This window comes from Micromonospora sp. II, from assembly GCF_001709195.1.
GTDB classification, from domain to species: Bacteria; Actinomycetota; Actinomycetes; order Mycobacteriales; family Micromonosporaceae; genus Micromonospora; species Micromonospora chalcea.
This window is the reverse complement of sequence record NZ_LYXF01000028.1, coordinates 1-18,925: the sequence shown is the minus strand read 5'-3', so window position 1 is coordinate 18,925 and position 18,925 is coordinate 1. Positions and strand designations below refer to the sequence as shown.

15 protein-coding genes are annotated in these 18,925 nt (G+C 73.2%); 7 read left to right on the top strand and 8 right to left on the bottom strand.

Annotated features, from left to right (window positions below; genetic code table 11):
* Positions 1-184 precede the first annotated feature (184 nt).
* The 5 genes from A8711_RS16680 to ftsY form a co-directional block, all read right to left on the bottom strand.
* Positions 185-2,449 carry a [protein-PII] uridylyltransferase gene (locus A8711_RS16680; protein WP_069088754.1) on the bottom strand — a complete coding sequence of 755 codons (2,265 nt, stop codon included), beginning with the start codon at positions 2,447-2,449 and terminating at the stop codon, positions 185-187.
* Positions 2,450-2,466: 17 nt separating this feature from the next.
* Complete coding sequence (locus A8711_RS16675) at positions 2,467-2,805, bottom strand: P-II family nitrogen regulator (RefSeq protein ID WP_174537509.1); 339 nt, start codon at positions 2,803-2,805, stop codon at positions 2,467-2,469.
* A gap of 25 nt (positions 2,806-2,830) precedes the next feature.
* Positions 2,831-4,126 (bottom strand): ammonium transporter, encoded by a 1,296-nt coding sequence (locus tag A8711_RS16670; protein WP_231915538.1) that lies wholly within the window; start codon positions 4,124-4,126, stop codon positions 2,831-2,833.
* Positions 4,127-4,353: 227 nt separating this feature from the next.
* Positions 4,354-5,217 (bottom strand): aminoglycoside phosphotransferase family protein, encoded by an 864-nt coding sequence (locus A8711_RS16665; protein ID WP_174537508.1) that lies wholly within the window; start codon positions 5,215-5,217, stop codon positions 4,354-4,356.
* 8 nt (positions 5,218-5,225) lie between these two features.
* Positions 5,226-6,407 carry a signal recognition particle-docking protein FtsY gene (gene ftsY / locus A8711_RS16660; RefSeq protein ID WP_043325927.1) on the bottom strand — a complete coding sequence of 394 codons (1,182 nt, stop codon included), beginning with the start codon at positions 6,405-6,407 and terminating at the stop codon, positions 5,226-5,228.
* 148 nt (positions 6,408-6,555) lie between these two features.
* Between ftsY and A8711_RS16655 the strand changes: the two genes are divergently transcribed.
* From A8711_RS16655 to A8711_RS16635, 5 genes are all read left to right on the top strand, one after another.
* Complete coding sequence (locus A8711_RS16655) at positions 6,556-8,268, top strand: alkaline phosphatase D family protein (protein WP_069088767.1); 1,713 nt, start codon at positions 6,556-6,558, stop codon at positions 8,266-8,268.
* A 13-nt stretch (positions 8,269-8,281) separates the two neighbouring features.
* Positions 8,282-8,707: a MarR family winged helix-turn-helix transcriptional regulator gene (locus A8711_RS16650; protein ID WP_043325928.1), complete on the top strand. Its 426-nt coding sequence runs from the start codon at positions 8,282-8,284 to the stop codon at positions 8,705-8,707.
* A 110-nt stretch (positions 8,708-8,817) separates the two neighbouring features.
* Positions 8,818-10,407, top strand: a complete 1,590-nt coding sequence (locus A8711_RS16645; protein WP_069088753.1) for an MDR family MFS transporter — start codon at positions 8,818-8,820, stop codon at positions 10,405-10,407.
* A 2-nt stretch (positions 10,408-10,409) separates the two neighbouring features.
* Positions 10,410-10,898 carry a universal stress protein gene (locus tag A8711_RS16640; RefSeq protein WP_043325931.1) on the top strand — a complete coding sequence of 163 codons (489 nt, stop codon included), beginning with the start codon at positions 10,410-10,412 and terminating at the stop codon, positions 10,896-10,898.
* Positions 10,899-10,960: 62 nt separating this feature from the next.
* Positions 10,961-11,488: a DinB family protein gene (locus A8711_RS16635; RefSeq protein WP_064447034.1), complete on the top strand. Its 528-nt coding sequence runs from the start codon at positions 10,961-10,963 to the stop codon at positions 11,486-11,488.
* A gap of 6 nt (positions 11,489-11,494) precedes the next feature.
* On the opposite strand, the gene A8711_RS16630 is transcribed toward A8711_RS16635, so the two are convergent.
* The 3 genes from A8711_RS16630 to A8711_RS16620 form a co-directional block, all read right to left on the bottom strand.
* A complete protein-coding gene (locus tag A8711_RS16630) occupies positions 11,495-12,112 on the bottom strand; it encodes an HAD-IA family hydrolase (RefSeq protein WP_043325934.1) in 618 nt (205 codons plus the stop codon).
* Positions 12,109-15,708, bottom strand: coding sequence for a chromosome segregation protein SMC (gene smc, locus A8711_RS16625; RefSeq protein WP_069088752.1), 3,600 nt, complete (start codon positions 15,706-15,708; stop codon positions 12,109-12,111). Before smc ends, A8711_RS16630 begins: the two co-directional genes overlap by 4 nt.
* A gap of 315 nt (positions 15,709-16,023) precedes the next feature.
* Positions 16,024-16,218, bottom strand: a complete 195-nt coding sequence (locus A8711_RS16620; protein WP_013284566.1) for a hypothetical protein — start codon at positions 16,216-16,218, stop codon at positions 16,024-16,026.
* A gap of 373 nt (positions 16,219-16,591) precedes the next feature.
* Here A8711_RS16620 and A8711_RS16615 point away from each other — a divergent pair, with 373 nt between their 5' ends.
* Positions 16,592-17,773 (top strand): CAP domain-containing protein, encoded by a 1,182-nt coding sequence (locus A8711_RS16615; protein ID WP_069088751.1) that lies wholly within the window; start codon positions 16,592-16,594, stop codon positions 17,771-17,773.
* Between the two features lie 77 nt (positions 17,774-17,850).
* Positions 17,851-18,720 carry an endo alpha-1,4 polygalactosaminidase gene (locus tag A8711_RS16610; protein ID WP_069088750.1) on the top strand — a complete coding sequence of 290 codons (870 nt, stop codon included), beginning with the start codon at positions 17,851-17,853 and terminating at the stop codon, positions 18,718-18,720.
* Positions 18,721-18,925 lie beyond the last annotated feature (205 nt).

The window sequence follows — 18,925 nt, the reverse complement described above, 5'->3', positions numbered from 1 at the left end:
GAACATCCCGTTTGTCGTTTTCGGCGGGCACATGCTGGCGGGCCGATGGTCCAGCCCACCGTTAGGGTAGCCCGCCGCCCGCACCCTCGCTCCGGCCCGGCCGTCCACGGGCCCGCGCCGCTCGTCGGCCGGGTGTTAACAGGGGTCCCTTCCTCTACCGGAGGCGTTAACAAGGGGCCCTTCCTTACACGGCGGCGAGCACGGCGGCCTCGATGCGCGCTCGTTCCTCGTCCGAGGGCCAGCCGCCGACCAGGTAGAAGGCGTCCACCACGTCGCCGCCCAGCGTGGAGATCCGGGCCGCCCGCACCTGGGCGCCGGCCTCGTCGAGCGCGCAGGTGACCCGGTAGAGCAGCCCGGCCGCGTCCGCGGCGCGCAGTTCCAGCAGCACCGCGTCGGTGGCCGCCTCCCGGTGCCAGACCACCCGGGGCGCGGCGCCCTGGCTGCGGGCGGCGAGCGCCCGGCCACGCAGCCGCTGGATCACCGAGACGTCGCCGCCGACCGCGCGGCGCAGGTCGGCGCTGAGCGCGATGGGGTTCGGCGCCAGCCCGTAGCGCGGCTGCACGCGGCACTGCACCAGGGCGCGGCCGTCCACGGTGGCGGCGTCCGCGGAGATCACCTCGAGGCGGTGCAGGGCCAGGCAACCGGCGACCGTGGCGAGCAGTCCGCGCCGGTCCGCCGCGGCCACCGACACCCGGTCCTCCCCCAGGTGTACGACAGGCAGCGGCCCGGCCACGAGCGCCGGGTCGGGGGCCGGCGGGGCGGGCACCACGCCGGTGTCCAGGGTGGTGCGTACCCGGGCCACCAGCTCGGCGATCAGCCGGCCCTTCCAGGCGGACCAGGCGGCCGGGCCGGTGGCGGCGGCGTCGGCGCGCACCAGGGCGTGCAGCAGTTCCAGCGTGGCGGTGTCGCCGACCCGTTCGGCGACACCGGCGACCGTCTTCGGGTCGGACAGGTCGCGGCGGGTCGCCACGTCGGGTAGCAGCAGATGCAGCCGGACCAGCGTGCCGATCAGCTCCGCCTCGGCCGGTGGCAGCCCGACCCGGGTGGCCACCGCCTCGGCCAGCGGCGCGCCGACGGTCGAGTGGTCTCCTTCCAGCCCTTTGCCGATGTCGTGCAGGAACGCGCCGAGCAGCAGCAGGTCGGGGCGTTCCACGTCGCGGGTGTGCCGGCTCGCCTCGTACGCGGTCTGCACCAGGTGCCGGTCGAGCGTGAACCGGTGCACCGGGTTGTGCTGGGGCAGGCTGCGCATCCGGGTCCACTCGGGCAGCCAGCGGTCGATCAGCCCGTACCGGTCGCAGGTCTCCCAGGCGGGCACCAGGCCGGGACCGGCGCCGAGCAGCGTGATCAGCGCGGCCCGTGCCGCCGGCGGCCAGGGCGCGGGCAGCGGCGGGCAGTACGCGGCCAGCCACTCGCAGGTGGCCCGCGCGATGGGCAGCCGGGTGGTGGCGGCCGCGGCGGCCACCCGCAGCGACAGGCTCGGGTCGGGGCGGGCCCCGATGGCGGTACGGGCGAGCACCAGTTCCCCGTCCTGCTCGACCACGTCCCGCGCGACCGGGCGGCGCAGCGGCCGGCCGGGGGCGGCCCGGTGGCGGCCGGAGCGGAGCCGGTCGGCGGCCCGCCAGGCGTCGTCCAGGGCGTGGCTGACGGTGCGGGCGTCGCCGGCCACGAGCCGCAGCAGCGCGTCGCCGTCCTCGGCGCCGAGCAGCCGCGCCACGCCGTCGCGTTCCTGGGCGACCAGGCGGTCGACCCGGCGGCCCACCTGCTGGTGCAGCGCGTCGCGGGTGTCCAGCAGCCGCCGGTGCGCCGCGTACACGGCCGGGCGGAGCGCGTCGGTGACCCCGGCGGTGGCGATGGCCCGCAGGATGCCCACGTCGCGCAGCCCGCCGGCCGCCTCCTTGAGGTCCCCTTCGAGCAGGAACGCCAGTTCGCCGTGCGCCTCCCAGCGGGCGGCGGTGATCTCGCGCAGGCCGGGGAGCTGGCGGATCGCGGTCCGCCGCCAGTGGTCGGTGGCGGTACGCGCGAGCTGGTCGGTGAGCGCCGGGTCGCCGGCCACGTGCCGGGCGTCGAGCAGGCCGAGGGCGACCTTGACGTCGTCCTGGGCCACCGACAGCGCCTCGGCGACGGTGCGTACCGAGTGGTCGAGCCGCAGTCCGGCGTCCCAGATCGGGTACCAGAGCGACGCGGCCAGCTCGTCGATGCCGGGCACCCCGGCGTGCAGCAGCACCAGGTCGAGGTCGCCGTAGGGGGCGCACTGGCGGCGGCCCAGTCCGCCCACCGCGACGAGCGCCACCCCGTCCCGGTCCGGGAAGGCCCGGCGCAGCCAGGCGTCGAGCGCCTCGGCCCGCGCGTTCCGGGCCGGCTCACCGATGCCCCCGGGTACGCCGACGACCTCGTTGACCACGGGCACGCCGTCCCCGGTGGGGGTGGCAGCCGTGGTCAACGAGGTCACGTCGGCAGGTCCGGCCGTCAGAGGGCGTCGAGCCCGCGCTCGCCGGTACGCACCCGGACGACCTCTTCGACGCCGGTCACCCAGACCTTGCCGTCGCCGATCTTGCCGGTCCGGGCGGCGCCGACGATCGCGTCCACGATCTTGTCGACGTCGATCTCGTCGGTGAGTACCTCGACCCGGATCTTGGGCAGGAACTCGACCGTGTACTCGGCACCCCGGTAGACCTCGGTGTGCCCCTTCTGCCGGCCGTAGCCCTGGACCTCGCTGACCGTCAGCCCGGCCACGCCGAGGGCGTGCAGAGCCTCCTTCACCGCGTCCAGCTGGTACGGCTTGATGACCGCGGTCACCAGCTTCATGTCCAACCCCTCCATCCCAGGAACGTTAACCGGCGACCTTCTCGCTGACCGGCGCGGACTCGTCCGACTCGGCGGCGGGCTCCGCGCCGGGCTTGCCGGCTCCGATCCCGGCCATCGCGAACGCGCCACCGCCGCTGCCCGTGGTGGGCGACAGGTCGTAGCCGCTCTCCGCGTGCTCGGCGATGTCGATGCCGTCGACCTCGGCCTCGGCGGAGACCCGGAGGCCGATCGTCTTGTCGATCACGAAGCCGAGAGCGTAGGCGACGACGAAGGAGTAGACGCTGACGATCAGCGCGCTGATCGCCTGCTTGCCGAGCAGGCTGGCGTCGCCGCCGACGAACAGGCCGTCGGTCTCCACCAGCGAGCTCACCGAGGCGGTGCCGAACAGGCCGATCCAGAGGCAGCCGATCCAGCCGCCGACGAAGTGCACGCCGACCACGTCGAGGGAGTCGTCGTAGCCGAGCCGGTACTTCAGACCGACCGCGAGGGCGCAGACCGCGCCGGCCACCACGCCCAGCAGCACCGCTGCGGCCGGGGTGATGAAGGCACAGGCCGGGGTGATGGCGACCAGACCGGCGATGGCGCCGGACGAGGCGCCGACCAGGGTCGGCTTGCCGTCACGCACCCACTCCACCACGATCCAGCCGAGCAGCGCCGCGGCGGTGGCGACCTGGGTGTTGATGAACGCCAGCGCGGTGACCCCGTCGGCGGTCAGCTCGGAGCCGGCGTTGAAGCCGAACCAGCCGAACCACAGCAGCGCGGCGCCGAGGGCGACCATCGGGACGTTGTGCGGCTTCATGCTCTCGCGCGGCCAGCCGACCCGCTTGCCGAGCACGAGCACCAGCGCGAGCGCCGCGGCGCCGGCGTTGATGTGCACGGCGGTACCACCGGCGAAGTCCAGCGCGCCGATGTCGCCGCCGATCAGCCCGCCGCCCCAGACCATGTGGGCGACCGGGAAGTAGACCAGGGTCGCCCAGCCGAACGCGAACAGCAGCCAGCCGGCGAACTTCACCCGGTCGGAGAGCGCGCCGCTGATCAGCGCCACGGTGATGACCGCGAACATCATCTGGAAGGCGATGAAGACGTAGATCGGGATTCCGGTCTCGCCCCACAGGTCGTTCTCGCCGACGAACGTCTTGGTGCCCAGGTACTGACCGAGGTCACCCCAGAACTTGCCGCCCTCGCCGAAGGCGACGGTGAAGCCGTAGAAAAGCCACAGGATGCTGACGAGCCCGATGGACGAGAAGCTCATCATCATCATGTTCAGAACGCCCTTGGACCGGTTCAGGCCGCCGTAGAACAGCGCGAGACCGGGGGTCATGAGCAGCACGAGGGCAGTCGAGACAAGCAACCAGGCAGTGTTCCCGGTGTCGATCTCCACGCTGCCTCCTCTCGTTGTCGTATTCCTCCCTCCGACTGAAGACCTGGCAGCATCGCCCGTCAGCCGGTTGCGCGGAAGCTTTGTCGCCGGCTGTTTCCTTCAGCGACACCCCGCGATTTCCGACACGTGACGGGTTGTTTCCGGCGTGTGAAGAACGCCGATCTTGCTCAGCGGAGCGCGTACTCCAACTGGTGCCGCTCGTAGTCGAGCAGCCGCAGGTCGCGCATGGGGCGACGCAGGTGGCCCTTGTGGACGATCCGGACGAAGGCCGGCTCACCGGCGGCGGCCATCCGCCGGATGCCCTCGACGTGGTCGACGATGCGCTTGCGGATGGTGCGGATGAGCCGGTGCCGGTCGCGCGGGATCAGCCCGTACGCGTCGGCGAACAGGCGCAGCCGGCGCGGCCGGTCGGGGCGCTTCCAACCCAGCGTCACCGAGTCGCGGTCGGAGAAGATCGGCACCCAGGTCCAGGCCGCGTACGCCACGTCGTAGATGCGGGCGCCGGGCGAGGCGAGGTCGAAGTCGATCAGCCCGAGCGTGCCGTCCGGGCGCCAGATCACGTTGTGCGGCGCGGCGTCGTGGTGACAGATCACCTCGGTGTCCGGCGGGGGCGGCCCGAACGAGCGCCAGACCGCGCCGGGCGGCGGGGTGAAGCCGTACTGCGCGTCGTGGAACATCCGCAGCATGGTGGCCACCGTGACCAGGGCCTCGTCGGTGACCCAGTGCGGGGCCAGCGGGTACTCCCCGCACTCCCCCTCCAGGTACGACAGGACCTCGCGGTTGCGCTCGTCCATGCCGAGCGCGCGGGGCGCGCCGGTGAAGCCGACGTATTCCAGGTGGCGCAACAGCGCGTGCACGGAGGGCGTCCACGGGCCGGCGTTGCGCCGGACCGTGTCTCCGACACGGACCACTGTGCTCACGTTCCCGCCGTGCAGCGGGATCTCCTGCGAAGTCACGTACGGTCTCCCGAGGCGTGGCGACGGGTGGCTGGGGTCGCGCCACCCCGCGTAGGCGCGATCGTCAGTCGTCACGGGAGAGGTTACGCGTCCCGGGCGAGCGGCTCGGTGCCGAGCAGCGCGTCGACGAACTGGGCCGGGTCGAACGGGGCCAGGTCGTCCTTGCCCTCGCCGAGGCCGACCAGCTTGACCGGGATGCCGAGCTTGCGCTGCACGGAGATCACGATGCCACCCTTGGCCGTCCCGTCGAGCTTGGTCAGCACCACGCCCGTCACGTTGACCACCTCGGTGAAGACCCGCGCCTGCTCCAGCCCGTTCTGGCCGGTGGTGGCGTCGAGGATCAGCAGCGTCTCGTCGATCGGGCCGTGCTTCTCCACGACGCGCTTGACCTTGCCCAGCTCGTCCATCAGGCCGATCTTGTTCTGCAGCCGGCCGGCGGTGTCGATGAGCACGGTGTCCACGCCGGTGTCGATGCCGCGCTTGACGGCGTCGAACGCGACGCTGGCCGGGTCGGCGGCCTCGGGCCCGCGGACCGTCTCGGCGCCCACCCGGCCGCCCCAGGTCTCCAGCTGGTCGGCGGCGGCGGCCCGGAACGTGTCGGCCGCGCCGAGCAGCACGCTGCGGCCGTCCGCGACCAGCACCCGGGCGATCTTGCCGCAGGTGGTGGTCTTGCCGGCGCCGTTCACGCCGACCACCAGCACGACCGCCGGGACGCCCTCCTTCGGGGCGGTCCGCAGCGAGCGGTCCAGGCTCGGGTCGAGCGCGTTCACCAGCTCGGCGGCGAGCAGCGCGCGCAGTTCCTCCCCGGTGCGGGTGCCGAGCACCCGGGTCCGCTCGCGCAGCCGGTCGACGATCTCCCGGGTGGAGTCGATGCCGACGTCCGCGGTGATCAGGCTGTCCTCGATTTCCTCCCAGGTGTCCTCGTCCAGCCGGTCGCGGCTGAGCAGGCCGAGCAGGCCCTTGCCGAAGACGTTCTGCGAGCGGGACAGCCGGGAGCGCAGCCGGACCAGCCGGCCGGCGGTCGGCTCCGGCACCTCGACCGGGGGCGCCTCCACCGGGGGCGCCTCGACCACCACGCCGGTGGTGAGGTCCGCCTCCGGGGCCTCGACCGGCGGGCCGGCCAGATCCTCCTCGGCCCGGGTGTCGACCTCCGTGCGCGGCAGCGGAGGCTCCGGCCGCCGGCGCAGCCGGGGCACCACGAGGCTCAGGCCGCCGATGATCAGCACGCCGAGCAGGGCGAGAGCGACGAGGAGGTATTCCGTCATGCCCGAAATCCTGTCAGATGCCGGCGACGGCGTCCCACTCACCGCCTCGGCACGCGAACAACCTGCGGGTACGCTCACACCGGAAGGCGTACCGCAACCGCCGGCCGGGTAGGGAACAGCCGAAACGATCTTGTCGGAGGTGGATGTCGTGCCCGGTTCCCGCCTGCTCATCGGCCCGTTGCTGCGCCGGGTCGTCGACACGCGGGCGACCGTCTGGGTGGAGACCAGCTCGCCCGCCGTGGTCACCGTCCGCACGGCCGACGGCGCCACCGGCAGCGCGCCCACCTTCTCCGCGTACGACCACCACTACGCGATCGTGGTGGTGACCGGGCTCACCCCGGACAGCGCCACCACCTACGAGGTGCTGATCGACGACGAGGTGGCGTGGCCGCTGCCGGACTCGTCGTTCCCGCCCAGCGTGATCCGGACCCGCGCGCTCGACGACGCCGACCAGCCGGTGCGGCTGCTGTTCGGCTCCTGCCGGGAGACCACCCAGCACTCCACCGCGCGCAAGCTGCCGCCGGACGCGCTCGACGCGTACGCCCGGCGGGTGATGGCCGCGCCCGAGCAGGCCGTGCTGCCCGACCTGCTGGTGCTGCTCGGCGACCAGGTGTACGCGGACGAGACCTCGCCGACCGTGCGGCGGCTGCTCAAGCGCCGCCGCAAGCGGCCGAAGGACGCCCCGGCGACGCAGGTGGTGAGCTTCGACGAGTACACGAAGCTCTACCTGGAGTCGTGGCGTGACCCGGAGATCCGCTGGCTGCTCTCCACCGTGCCGAGCGTGATGATCTTCGACGACCACGAGGTGATCGACGACTGGAACACCTCGCAGTCGTGGCGCGCGGACATGCGCGAGCAGCCGTGGTGGGCCGAGCGGATCCGCAGCGGCCTCGCCTCCTACTGGGTCTACCAGCACCTGGGCAACCTGAGCCCGGACGAGATCGCCGCCGACCCGGTGTACGCGAAGGTCATCGCCGCCGAGGACGCCACCGGCGTGCTGCACGAGTTCGGCGAGCGGGTCGACAAGGAGGCCGACCTGGCGCACGACACCGAGCGCTGGCGGGCCGTGCAGTACCAGTGGAGCTACGCGCTGGACCTGGGCCGCACCCGCCTGGTGATGCTGGACAACCGGTCCAGCCGGGTGCTCCTGCCGGGCAGCCGGGCGATGCTGCCGCCGGGCGAGTGGTCGTGGTTCCTCGACCAGGCGCACGGCGAGTACGACCACCTGGTGGTGGGCAGCTCGCTGCCGTGGCTGCTGCCACCGGGCATCCACCACGTCGAGGCGTGGAACGAGCGCCTGGCCGACTCCGGCCGGCCCTGGGTGGCCCGGATCTCCGAGCAGATCCGCCGGGCCCTGGACCTGGAGCACTGGGCGGCGTTCCGGCGCTCGTTCGAGGCGCTGGGCGAGCTGTTCGCGCGGCTGGGCAGCGGCACCGCGCCGCGCACCGGTGCGCGGGTGGGCGCCGGGCCGGCGTACGCCCGACCGGCGTCGATCAGCGTGCTCTCCGGGGACGTGCACCACTCGTACGTGGCGCGGGCCCGGTTCGCCGACCGTGACGTCCGCACGCCGGTGCACCAGCTCACCTGTTCACCGATCCACAACCAGGTGCCCGCCGGCATGCGCCCGCTGATGACGCTGGGCTGGAATCCCGGCCCGGCCGGGGCGACCCGGGCGCTGGCCCGTGCGGCCGGGGTACGCCGCCCCCCGGTGCGCTGGCGGAAGCTGGCCGGGCCCTACTTCGGCAACGCGGTGGCCACGCTCACCCACCGGGGCCGTGAGGCCGCCGTGGTGATCGAGGGCACGACCAGCGACGGCGAGCTGCGCCCGGTGGCGCAACAGCAACTCAGCGACGGGGACTGAGTACCCTCTGAGCGTGGACGAGACGCTGCGCGCCGTGGAGCACGAGTTGACCGCGTTGCTGCGCAGGGGCCGGGCGCTGTCCTGGGAGATCGCCCGCGAGGTCCACCCGAACCTGGAGCCCAACGCGTACGGCCTGCTGCTCTGGCTGCGGCGGTCGGGGTCGATCCGGCTCACCGACCTGGCCGTCAAGCTGGGCATCGGCAAGGGCACGCTGAGCCGGCAGATCGGCGGGCTGGAGGCGCTGGGCCTGGTACGCCGCGACCCGGACCCCACCGACCGCCGGGCGGCCCAGCTGAGCCTGACCGAGGAGGGCACCCGGCGGTTCGACGCGGCCCGGGCGGCGCGACTCGGACAGATCAGGCGTTCGCTGGAGAGCTGGCCGAAAGAGGACGTGGCGGACCTCGCCCGGCTGATGCACCGCTTCAACGAGTCGTTCTGATCTTCCGGCGAGGGGGAACAAACCCGACCCGGCAAGAGTTGTTGCTCAAGGCAACGGCTTCTACGGTTGCCCAAGGCAACCTTTCTCCCCCGCTCCGGAGGCAATCCACGATGACCCAGGCGACTGCGCCCGCGCGGGCGACCGCCGTCGACATGTCCCACCGCCAGATCCTGGAGGCGCTCTCCGGCCTGCTGCTGGGCATGTTCGTCGCGATCCTCTCCTCCACGGTCGTCTCCAACGCGCTGCCGCGGATCATCACGGACCTGCGCGGCGGCCAGTCCGCGTACACCTGGGTGGTCACCTCGACGCTGCTGGCGACCACCGCGACCACGCCCATCTGGGGCAAGCTGTCCGACCTGTTCAGCAAGAAGCTGCTGGTCCAGATCTCCCTGGTGGTCTTCGTGCTGGGCTCGGTGCTCGCCGGGCAGGCCCAGACCACCGGCGAGCTGATCGCCTGCCGGGTGGTGCAGGGCGTCGGCGCGGGCGGCCTCACCGCCCTCGCCCAGGTGATCATGGCGACGATGATCGCCCCGCGCGAGCGCGGCCGGTACAGCGGTTACCTCGGCGCAGTGATGGCAGTCGGCACCATCGGCGGCCCGCTGATCGGCGGCGTGATCGTGGACACCTCCTGGCTCGGCTGGCGCTGGTGCTTCTACGTCGGCGTGCCGTTCGCCGTACTCGCCCTGATCGTGCTCCAGCGGACGCTGCGCCTGCCGGTGGTCAAGCGCGACGTGAAGATCGACTGGTGGGGCGCCACCCTCATCACCGCCGCCGTCTCGCTGCTGCTGGTCTGGATCACCCTGGCCGGCGACAAGTACGACTGGATCTCCTGGACCAGCGGCGCCATGGTGGCCGGCGCCGCGCTGCTCGGCGCGCTCGCCGTCCGGGTCGAGAAGCGCGCCGCAGACCCGATGATCCCGCCGCGGCTGTTCCGCAACCGCACCATCACGCTCGCCGTGATCGCCAGCATCGCCGTCGGCGTCGGCATGTTCGGCGCCTCGGTGTTCCTCGGGCAGTACTTCCAGATCAGCCGCGGCGCCAGCCCCACCATGTCCGGCCTGATGACGCTGCCCATGATCGGCGGCCTGCTGGTCTCCTCGACGGTGGTCGGCCGGATCATCACCAGCACCGGCCGCTGGAAGAGCTGGCTGGTCATCGGCTCGGTGCTGCTCACCGCCGGCTTCGCGCTGATGGGCACCATGCGGGCCGACACGCCGTACTGGCGCCTGGCCGTGTTCATGGCGCTGATCGGTCTCGGCGTCGGCATGAGCATGCAGAACCTGGTGCTCGCCGTGCAGAACACGGTCCGCCCGGACGAACTCGGCGCGGCCAGCTCGGTGGTGTCCTTCTTCCGCAGCCTCGGCGGCGCGATCGGCGTGAGCGCGCTCGGCGCGATCCTCGGGCACCGGGTCACCGGCTACCTGGCCGACGGTCTGAGCCGCCTCGGCGTCCCCGCCTCCGGCTCGGGTGGCGGCGGCCTGCCCGACGTGCACACGCTGCCCGGGCCGATCCGGGACGTGGTCGAGGCCGCGTACGGGCACGCCGCCGGTGACATCTTCCTGGCCGCCGCCCCGTTCGGGCTGCTCGCCCTGATCGCGGTGGTCCTCATCCGGGAGGTCCCGCTGCGCCGCTCCAACGCCGAGCCGGTCCCCGCCGGGCCCGAGAAGGCCGCGGCGATCCCGGCCGGAACGCGGGACTGACCATGGACGCCGCGGAACGTGAACGGTACGGCCCGCGGACCCGGCCGTCGCCCTACGAGCGGGGTACGGACGGGCCGCGGGTGGTGCTCGTCGGCGTGGACGGCAGCCGCACCTCGATGCGTGCCGCCGCGTACGCCGCCGGACTGGCCCGGCGGCAGGGCGCCACGCTGGTGGCGGTGTTCGTCAGCTCGCCGGCCTCGTACAGCGCGATGCTCTCCGGCGTGGTGGCCGGCGCGGTCCAGCAGACCCACGACGAGCTGGCCGCCGAACTGCGCGCGGAGTGCCGGCGCGGGGCCGAGGAACTGGACCTGCCGGTGACGTTCCTGTGCCGGCGCGGCGACGCCTACACCGAGCTGTGCCGGGCCGCCGACGAGCACCGCGCCGACATGGTGGTGGTCGGCTCGTCCGAGCAGGCCGGGCACAAGCTGGTCGGCTCGGTCGCCACCCGGCTGGTCCGTACCGGCCGGTGGCCCGTCGTCGTGGTGCCCTGAAAGGAAGGGCCCCCTGTTAACGCCTCGCGTTGTGCAGGGGGCCCCTCTTAACATCTGCGCCCATGACCTGGACCGTGCCTGAGATCGACCGCCGCCACGAGCCCTACGTCGCCGACGAGCGCACCATGCTCGAAGGCTGGCTCGACCACCATCGCGACACCCTGGTGCACAAGTGCGCCGGACTCACCGCCGAGCAACTGCGTACCCGCAGTGTCGAGCCCTCCGGGCTGACGCTGCTCGGCCTGGTCCGGCACATGGCCGACGTGGAGCGGTGGTGGTTCCGCATCCGCGCCGCCGGCCAGGACGTGCCGACGCTCTACGACTACAGCGTGGACCCGGACGCCGACCACAACGACGTCGCCGACGCCGACCCGGCCGAGGCGTTCGCCACGCTGCGCGCGGAGATCGAGGCGGCCCGGGAGGCGGTCGCCGGCCTGCCGCTGGAACACACCTTCCGCCATCGCCGGGGCGACACCGTCAACGACGTCAGCCTCCGCTGGGTGTACGTCCACATGATCGAGGAGTACGCCCGGCACAACGGCCACGCCGACCTGATCCGGGAACGCATCGACGGCGTCACCGGCGCCTGAGCCGGGTCAGTACGCCAGCGCCGCCCGCAGGTAGCGCAGGTCGGCCGGGCCGCTCCAGCGGTGGGCGGACAGCCCGGCCACCCGGGCGCCGGCCACCGAGCGGTCCTCGTCGTCGACGAACAGCACCCGCCCCGGTGGCGTCTCCAGCGCCTCGCAGGCGGCCTGGAAGTACTCCTTCGCCGGCTTGTGCACGCCGACGACAGAGGAGTTGACGATCACGTCCAGCTCGTCGGTCAGGTCGAGCGCGGCCAGGTCGGCGTCGAGCAGGTCGGTGGCGTTCGTGCCCAGACCCACCCGGATGCCCGCGGCCCGCACCTCGCGGACGAACGCCAGCACCTCCGGGTCCACCTCGCCGCGGTAGCTCTGCCACTCCTGGACCGCCGCGCGGGCCCGGTCCGCGCCGACCGCGGGGGTCAGCGCGTCGGCCACGCTCACCATCCACTGGGCGTGGCTGACCTGGCCGGTCAGCACCGGCTGGAGCAGACCCCAGGACATCGCGATCTCACCGAGGACGCCCTCGGTCAGCCCGTACTCCCGCTCGACGCCGGCGGCCACCGCCGGATCCCAGCGGCGCAGTACGCCGTCGAAGTCCACCAGGAGCGCCGTGGCGCGTTCCCGACTCACTCGCTCGTCACCTGTTCCTCGTCGTCGGCCCGGTTGAGCCGCTGGCTGATCACCTGGGTCACACCGGCGCGCATGGTCACGCCGTACAGCGCGTCGGCGATCTCCATGGTCCGCTTCTGGTGCGTGATCACGATCAGCTGGCTCTTCTCCCGCAACTGTGCCAGCAGCGTGATCAGGCGGCCCAGGTTCACGTCGTCGAGCGCCGCCTCCACCTCGTCCATGATGTAGAACGGGCTGGGCCGGGCGCGGAAGATCGCCACGAGCATCGCCACGGCGGTCAGCGACCGCTCCCCGCCGGAGAGCAGCGACAGCCGCTTGATCTTCTTGCCCGGCGGCCGGGCCTCGACCTCGACGCCTGTGGTGAGCAGGTCCTCCGGGTCGGTGAGTACGAGCCGGCCCTCGCCGCCGGGGAACAGCACCGTGAAGACCTGCTCGAACTCCCGCGCGGTGTCTTCGAACGCGCTGGCGAAGACCTCCAGGATCCGGTCGTCCACGTCCTTGACCACGGTGAGCAGGTCGCGCCGGGTGGCCTTGAGGTCCTCCAGCTGCTCGGAGAGGAACTTGAAGCGCTCCTCCAGCGCGGCGAACTCCTCCAGCGCGAGCGGGTTCACCTTGCCCAGCAGGGCCAGTTCCCGTTCCGCCTTGGCGGCCCGCTTCTCCTGCACCGGCCGCTCGTAGCGGACCGGCTCCGGCACCGGCCGGCCGTCGTTGGTGGCCAGCGCCACGTCCGCGTCGGTGGGCGGGACGAGCCGGTCCGGGCCGTACTCGGCGACGAGCGTGGCCACGTCCAGGCCGAAGTCCTCGGCCGCCTTGGCCTCCAGCTGCTCGATGCGCATCCGCTGCTCGGCGCGGGCCACCTCGTCGCGGTGCACCTGGCTGGTGAGCCGTTCCAGCTCGGCGGCGAGGCGCTTGGCCGCGCCGCGTACCTCGGACAGCTCGGCCTCGCGGGCGGCGCGTTCGCGGGCGACGGCGTCGCGGTGCTCCTCGGCCCGGGCGATCGAGACGGTGAGCCGGGTGAGCGCCTCGCGGGCGCCGCCGACCACGGCCCGGGCGATCTGGGCGCCGCGGGCGCGGGCCGCGCGCCGGGCCGCGGCGCGCTCCCGCGCCGCGCGTTCGGCGGTGGCCTGCCGGGCCAGCGAGTCGGCCCGCCCGGCGATCGAGGCCACCCGCTCCTCGGCGGTACGCACCGCGAGCCGGACCTCCATCTCGTTCTGCCGTGCCTGCGGCACCATGGCGGCGAGCTGGTCGCGTTCCTCGGTGGACGGTTCGGCGTCGATCGGGGTCGCCTCGGCCAGCCGCAGCCGTTCCTCCAGCTCAGACAGCGCCGCGAGGTCCCGTTCCCGGGCCGCCTCGGCGCGTGCCCGGGACTCGCCGAGCCGGTCGGTCTCCGCCTTCGCCGACCGGGCGGCCGCGCCCAGTTCGGCGAGGCGGCGCGCGGCGGCGTTGCGGTGGCTCTCCGCCTCCCGCTTGGCGGCGGCGGCGTGCTGCACGGCCTCCTTGGCGGCGGCCACCTCGGCGCGCGCCTCGGCGAGCTGTTCACGCAGCTCGGCGGCGGTCCGTTCGGCGGTGGCGCGGTTGGCCCGCGCCTCCTCGACGGCGGCCTGCACCTCGATGAAGCTGGGCGCCTTGGCCGACCCGCCCGCCGCCGCGTACGCCCCGACCACGTCGCCGTCGGGGGTGACCGCGCGCAGCTCCGGGTTCGCAACGACGAGCGCGGACGCGGCGGCCAGGTCGTCGACGAGCGCGACGTCGCGCAGCGCCCGGTGCACGGCCGGCCGGATCTCGGCCGAGCACTCCACCAGGTCGGGCGCCCAGCGGGCGCCCTCGGGCAGCTTCGGGCGCAGCGCGTCCGCGGAGCCGTCCATGCCCGGCCCGGCGGGGCTGCCGACGAGCAGCCCGGCCCGGCCGGCGTCGGAGATCTTGAGCAGCCGCATCGCCTCGACCGCTTCGTCCACGCCGCTGACCGCCACCGCGTCGGCGAGCCCGCCCAGCGCGGCGGCGAGCGCCGCCTCGTCACCGGGCGCGACGGTGAGCAGCCCGGCGAGGCTGCCGAGCAGGCCGGGAACCTGGTCGGCGCGGGCCAGCAGCTCGCCGGCGCCGTCCTTGCGGCGCAGGCCCATCGCGAGCGCCTCCTCGCGGGCCTTCCAGGTGGCGGCGTCCTTCTCCGCGGCGCGCTCCCCGTCGGTCAGGCTGCGCACCGCCGCCTGGGCCCGCTCGTGTACGGCCACCGCCTCGTCGTGCCGGGCGTCCAGGTCGGCGTTGTCCCGGTCCGCCTCGGTCGACTGCTCGGCGACCGCGTCCAGGTCGGCCTGAGCCTTCTCGGCCCGGCCCATCGCGTCGGTGTGCGCGGCGGCGAGCCGTTCGATCTCCTCGCCGGCGCTCGTGGTCCGGGCCCGGGCGGAGTTCACCTGGCCGGTGAGGCGGGCCAGTCCCTCGCGCCGGTCGGCGATCGCCTTGGCGGCGGCGACCAGTTCCCGCTCGGCGGCGGCGAGCTGGCGTTCCAGCTCCTGGCGGTGCTCGACCGCCTCGGCCAGCCGGATCTGGTCCTCGGTGAGCGCGGCGCGCAGCTCCTCCTCCTGCTCGCGGACGCGCCGCGACTCCGCCTCCAGCTGTTCCGGGTCGCGGCCGGGGCGCTCGTCGTCACCGGCGGCGCTGAGGTGACGCAGCCGTTCCCGGGCCAGTTGCTCGATCGAGCGGAACCGTTCCTGGAGCGCGGAGAGGCGGTACCAGGTGTCCTGCGCCGCCGCGAGCAGCGGGGCGTCCTCGGCCAGCGCCGCCTCCAGCTCGCCGAGGCGGCCCTGCACCTCGCCGTGCTCTGCCTCGATCAGCTCGCGCCGCTCGCGCAGCGCGGTCTCGTCGGCGATCTCCTTGTCCAGTGTGGTCCGCAGCGTGTGCAGGTCGTCGGCGAGCAGCCGCAGCCGGGCGTCGCGCAGGTTGGCCTGGATCGCGGCGGCGCGGCGGGCCACCTCGGCCTGCCGGCCCAGCGGCTTGAGCTGGCGGCGCAGCTCGGCGGTGAGGTCGGTCAGGCGGTTGAGGTTGGTCTGCATCGCGTCGAGCTTCCGCAGCGCCTTCTCCTTGCGCTTGCGGTGCTTGAGGACGCCGGCCGCCTCCTCGATGAACGCCCGTCGGTCCTCCGGCTTGGCGTGCAGCATGCCGTCGAGCCGGCCCTGCCCGACGATGATGTGCATCTCGCGGCCGATGCCCGAGTCGGAGAGCAGCTCCTGGATGTCGAGCAGGCGGCAGGAGTCGCCGTTGATCTCGTACTCGCTCTCGCCGGAGCGGAACATCCGGCGGGTGATGGAGACCTCGGTGTACTCGATCGGCAGCGCGCCGTCGGTGTTGTCGATGGTGAGGGTGACCTCGGCCCGGCCCAGCGGCGCGCGTCCGGCGGTGCCGGCGAAGATGACGTCCTCCATCTTGCCGCCGCGCAGCGCCTTGGCGCCCTGCTCGCCGAGCACCCAGGCGATGGCGTCGACGACGTTGGACTTGCCGGAGCCGTTCGGGCCCACCACGCAGGTGATCCCGGGCTCCAGCTTCAACGTCGTGGCGGAGGCGAAGGACTTGAACCCCTTCACCGTCAGGCTCTTGAGATGCACCTTCTCGATCCTCGTCCGGTGGCCGCCGTACCGTCGCCGGCTGCGCGGACCTGGTGAACCCGCAGACTAACCCGGGACCGCGACGTCGCCGCCACGCGACCCACCCGGCACCTGCGGTGTCCGCTTTCCGCCCGGCCGTCGCGGTGGGAACGGAAATGCATGATCACAATTACCGGACGCAATTCCGGGCGGTTTCGCAAGATCGAGAATCACGGCGGGAACGGCGAAAAGGGGTACGCACATGGCTGCGCGCCGGCACTTGAGTGTCGGCGCGCTTTTCGGTGTGGTGCGATTCAGTTTTCCGGCGACTGGAGATCAGGTCAGCGCGGGCTCGGCCAGACGGAGGAGGTCGTCGGCCTCCGCCGCTGCCGCCGCGAGCCGATCGTTGTCGGCACGCAGACGCGTGATCTCGAACTCCAGTGCCTGAACCCTGGCACGCAGACGGGTGACCTCGTCGAGCAGGCGCCGGTCGGGCGCTGCGCTTACGTGGCCGTAGAGGGCCTTCGCCATGCTGAACTCCTTGATGTGCGCTGCCGGAAAGGCCGGCCAACGCGCGCCCATGATGTTCGCGGCTACCATTCCCGCTGTATCGGGGCATGGCTGGGCGCGACTGGCGACACCACTATATTGAGCCGAAACCCCCTCCTTCGTCAAGTTGACCAAGGCCGTAGATCATCTCCACGTCGGCCGGGCCACTCGCCGGGGGGCTGCCACAAGGCGCGGACACGCTCTGTCCGGACGCCTTTACTGTACGCCGGAAATGTGTGAACGCCTCACCCCCGGCGGCTGCTTCGCCTTAACTCTTTCTTAGCCACGTTGCCGCAGCTCCGAGCGCGCCCGTAGCGTCACCCCGGCCCGTAACCAACCCGTGGAGGGGACAGGCGTGTACCGCTGGAACGACCCGATCGAACCGGAGGGCGCCCGCCGGCGTCCCGAGCCGTCGACCGACGAGGGTCCGGCGTGGCTCAGCGACCGGCCCGAGCCGCGGTCGTCGTACCTCTTCGGCGACGGAGGGCAGCAGCAGCAGCCCGCCGGCTACGGCCCCGCCGGCTACGGCCCCGCCGGCTACGGCCCCGCCGGCTACGGCCCCGCCGGCTACGGCCCCGCCGGTTACGGCCCCGCCGGTTACGGCGCCGAGCCGGCCGGCTCCTACCCGCCGCCCCGCGACCGGTGGAACGGCGAGGAACAGCCCACCGCCGCCTGGCACGGCCAGGAGCAGGCGTGGCACGGCCAGGAGCAGCCGGCCGGTGGCTGGGAGCAGCCCGCGGCGACCTGGCAGCCGGCGGACGACATCCCGGCCGACGAGCCGCGACGCCGCAAGCGGCGCCTGTCCCGGCCGCTCGTGATCGGCGGGGCCGCCGCCGCGGCGACACTCGTGGTGAGTCTCGGCGTGGGCGCCGTCCTGCTGCCCGGCGACGAGCAGGGCACGAAGCGCACCTCCGCCGACGCTCCGGTGGCCGCCGCGCCGCAGGCGCCAGAGGACGCCGGGGACACCCCGGCGGACACGCTCGCTGCTGAGTCGGCCAGCCCGTCGGCCGTACCGACCACCGCCGCGCCGAGCCCGTCCAAGAAGGCCACCCCGAAGCCGAGCCGCAGCACCGCGCCGTCGCGGCAGCAGGAGCGCAGCAGCGCCCCGAGCGGCGGCGGCACCGCGGCCACCAAGGCCACCGCCACGACCGCGCTGAGCGCGGAACTCCAGAAGGTCGTCACGCTGGTGAACCAGGAGCGGGCGAAGGCCGGCTGCAAGGCGCTGACCGTGAACGCCAAGCTGAACCTGGCCGCCCAGCGGCACAGCCAGGACCAGGCGGACCACAAGAAGATGGACCACAACGGCAGCGACGGCAGCGAGCCCAAGGACCGGGTGGAGCGCGCCGGCTACAGCTGGAGCATGGTGGGCGAGAACGTCGCCTGGGGCTACCAGAGCGCGGCCGAGGTGATGGACGGCTGGATGAAATCCGAGGGGCACCGGAAGAACATCCTCAACTGCGGGTACACCCAGATCGGAATGGGTCTGGCGCGCAGCAACGGGCCGTACTGGACGCAGGTCTTCGGCACGCCGCGCTGACCGCGCGTCGTGACCGGCCCGGCGCTCGTTGACCGGTCGGGGGCGGCGTCGGGCCGCCCGCGTCCGGGGAGTCGTCGATGCGGATCCGGCCGGGGTGGGCCGTGCCGCGCGCCCGGCCGGCCCGCGTCCGCCGACGTGGCCCGCGCCGGGGCGTGGCGCTCGCGCTGACCGCGGCGCTGCTCGTCCCGGCGCCGGCCTGCCGGCGGCCGATCACCCCGCCCGGCGCGCCCACGCCCTGGCCGGTCGCGCAGGCCGACAGGTGGCGGTGGCAGTGGCAGCTCACCACCCCGGTGGACGTCACCGTCGACGCCGACGTCTTCCTCCTCGACCCGGTGGCGACCACCTCGACCGAGACCGCCGCGCTGCGCGAGCGGGGCCGCAGGCTGGTCTGCCACGTCCGGGTCGGCACGTACGCCGCCGACGATCCGGACGCCACCCGCTTCCCCGCCGCCGTACGCGGCGCTGCCGTGCCCGGGCGGCCGGGCAGCCACTTCCTGGACGTACGGCGCTGGGACGCGCTGTCACCGGTGCTGGCCGACCGGCTCCGGCTGTGCCGGGGCAAGGGCTTCGGCGCGGTGGCGCTGGCCGACGCGGACGGCTACCGGTACCGCTCCGGTTTCCCGCTGGGCTTCGACGACCAGTTGCTGTTCAACCGGCGGCTGGCCGGGCTGGCCCGCAAGCTCGACCTCTCCCCCGGCCTGGTCGACGACGTGGCGCAGGTGGCCGCGCTGGCGCCCGATTTCGACTTCGCTGTCAACCAGGAGTGCGTACGCCGCCGCGAGTGCGCGAAGCTGCTGCCGTTCGTCGATGCCGGCAAGCCGGTCTTCCACGTCGAGTACACGGGTGAGCCGGCGGACTTCTGCGTCACCTCGGTCGGCTACGGCTTCGCCTCGATCCGCAAGGACCGGCAACTGGACGCCTGGCGGGACCCCTGCGTACTGCCGTGACGCCCCCGTCCCCGGCCACCTGGGCCGATACGGCCACGGAGGTGCCGACACTCTGCGTGACGCCATGGCTCAAGAGACGTACGCAAAAGCGATATACCTGAGAGTCATAATTATGGGTCTTGTGACGTGTCTGTGGGTGGTTGGGCGCGTCGTTGATGGCGCACGCCGTTGTCCTGCCTAGGTTCTGGCTTGTCGAAGGTCAGAA

Bases quoted from the DNA above. Each gene is read 5' to 3' on its own strand.
- A8711_RS16675 (WP_174537509.1), bottom strand. From the start codon at position 2,805: ATGAAGCTGGTGACCGCGGTCATCAAGCCGTACCAGCTGGACGCGGTG.
- A8711_RS16670 (WP_231915538.1), bottom strand. From the start codon at position 4,126: ATGACCCCCGGTCTCGCGCTGTTCTACGGCGGCCTGAACCGGTCCAAG.
- A8711_RS16620 (WP_013284566.1), bottom strand. From the start codon at position 16,218: ATGGCGAAGGCCCTCTACGGCCACGTAAGCGCAGCGCCCGACCGGCGC.
- A8711_RS16640 (WP_043325931.1), top strand. From the start codon at position 10,410: ATGGACGCCGCGGAACGTGAACGGTACGGCCCGCGGACCCGGCCGTCG.
- ftsY (WP_043325927.1), bottom strand. From the start codon at position 6,407: ATGACGGAATACCTCCTCGTCGCTCTCGCCCTGCTCGGCGTGCTGATC.
- A8711_RS16610 (WP_069088750.1), top strand. From the start codon at position 17,851: ATGCGGATCCGGCCGGGGTGGGCCGTGCCGCGCGCCCGGCCGGCCCGC.
- A8711_RS16635 (WP_064447034.1), top strand. From the start codon at position 10,961: ATGACCTGGACCGTGCCTGAGATCGACCGCCGCCACGAGCCCTACGTC.
- A8711_RS16645 (WP_069088753.1), top strand. From the start codon at position 8,818: ATGACCCAGGCGACTGCGCCCGCGCGGGCGACCGCCGTCGACATGTCC.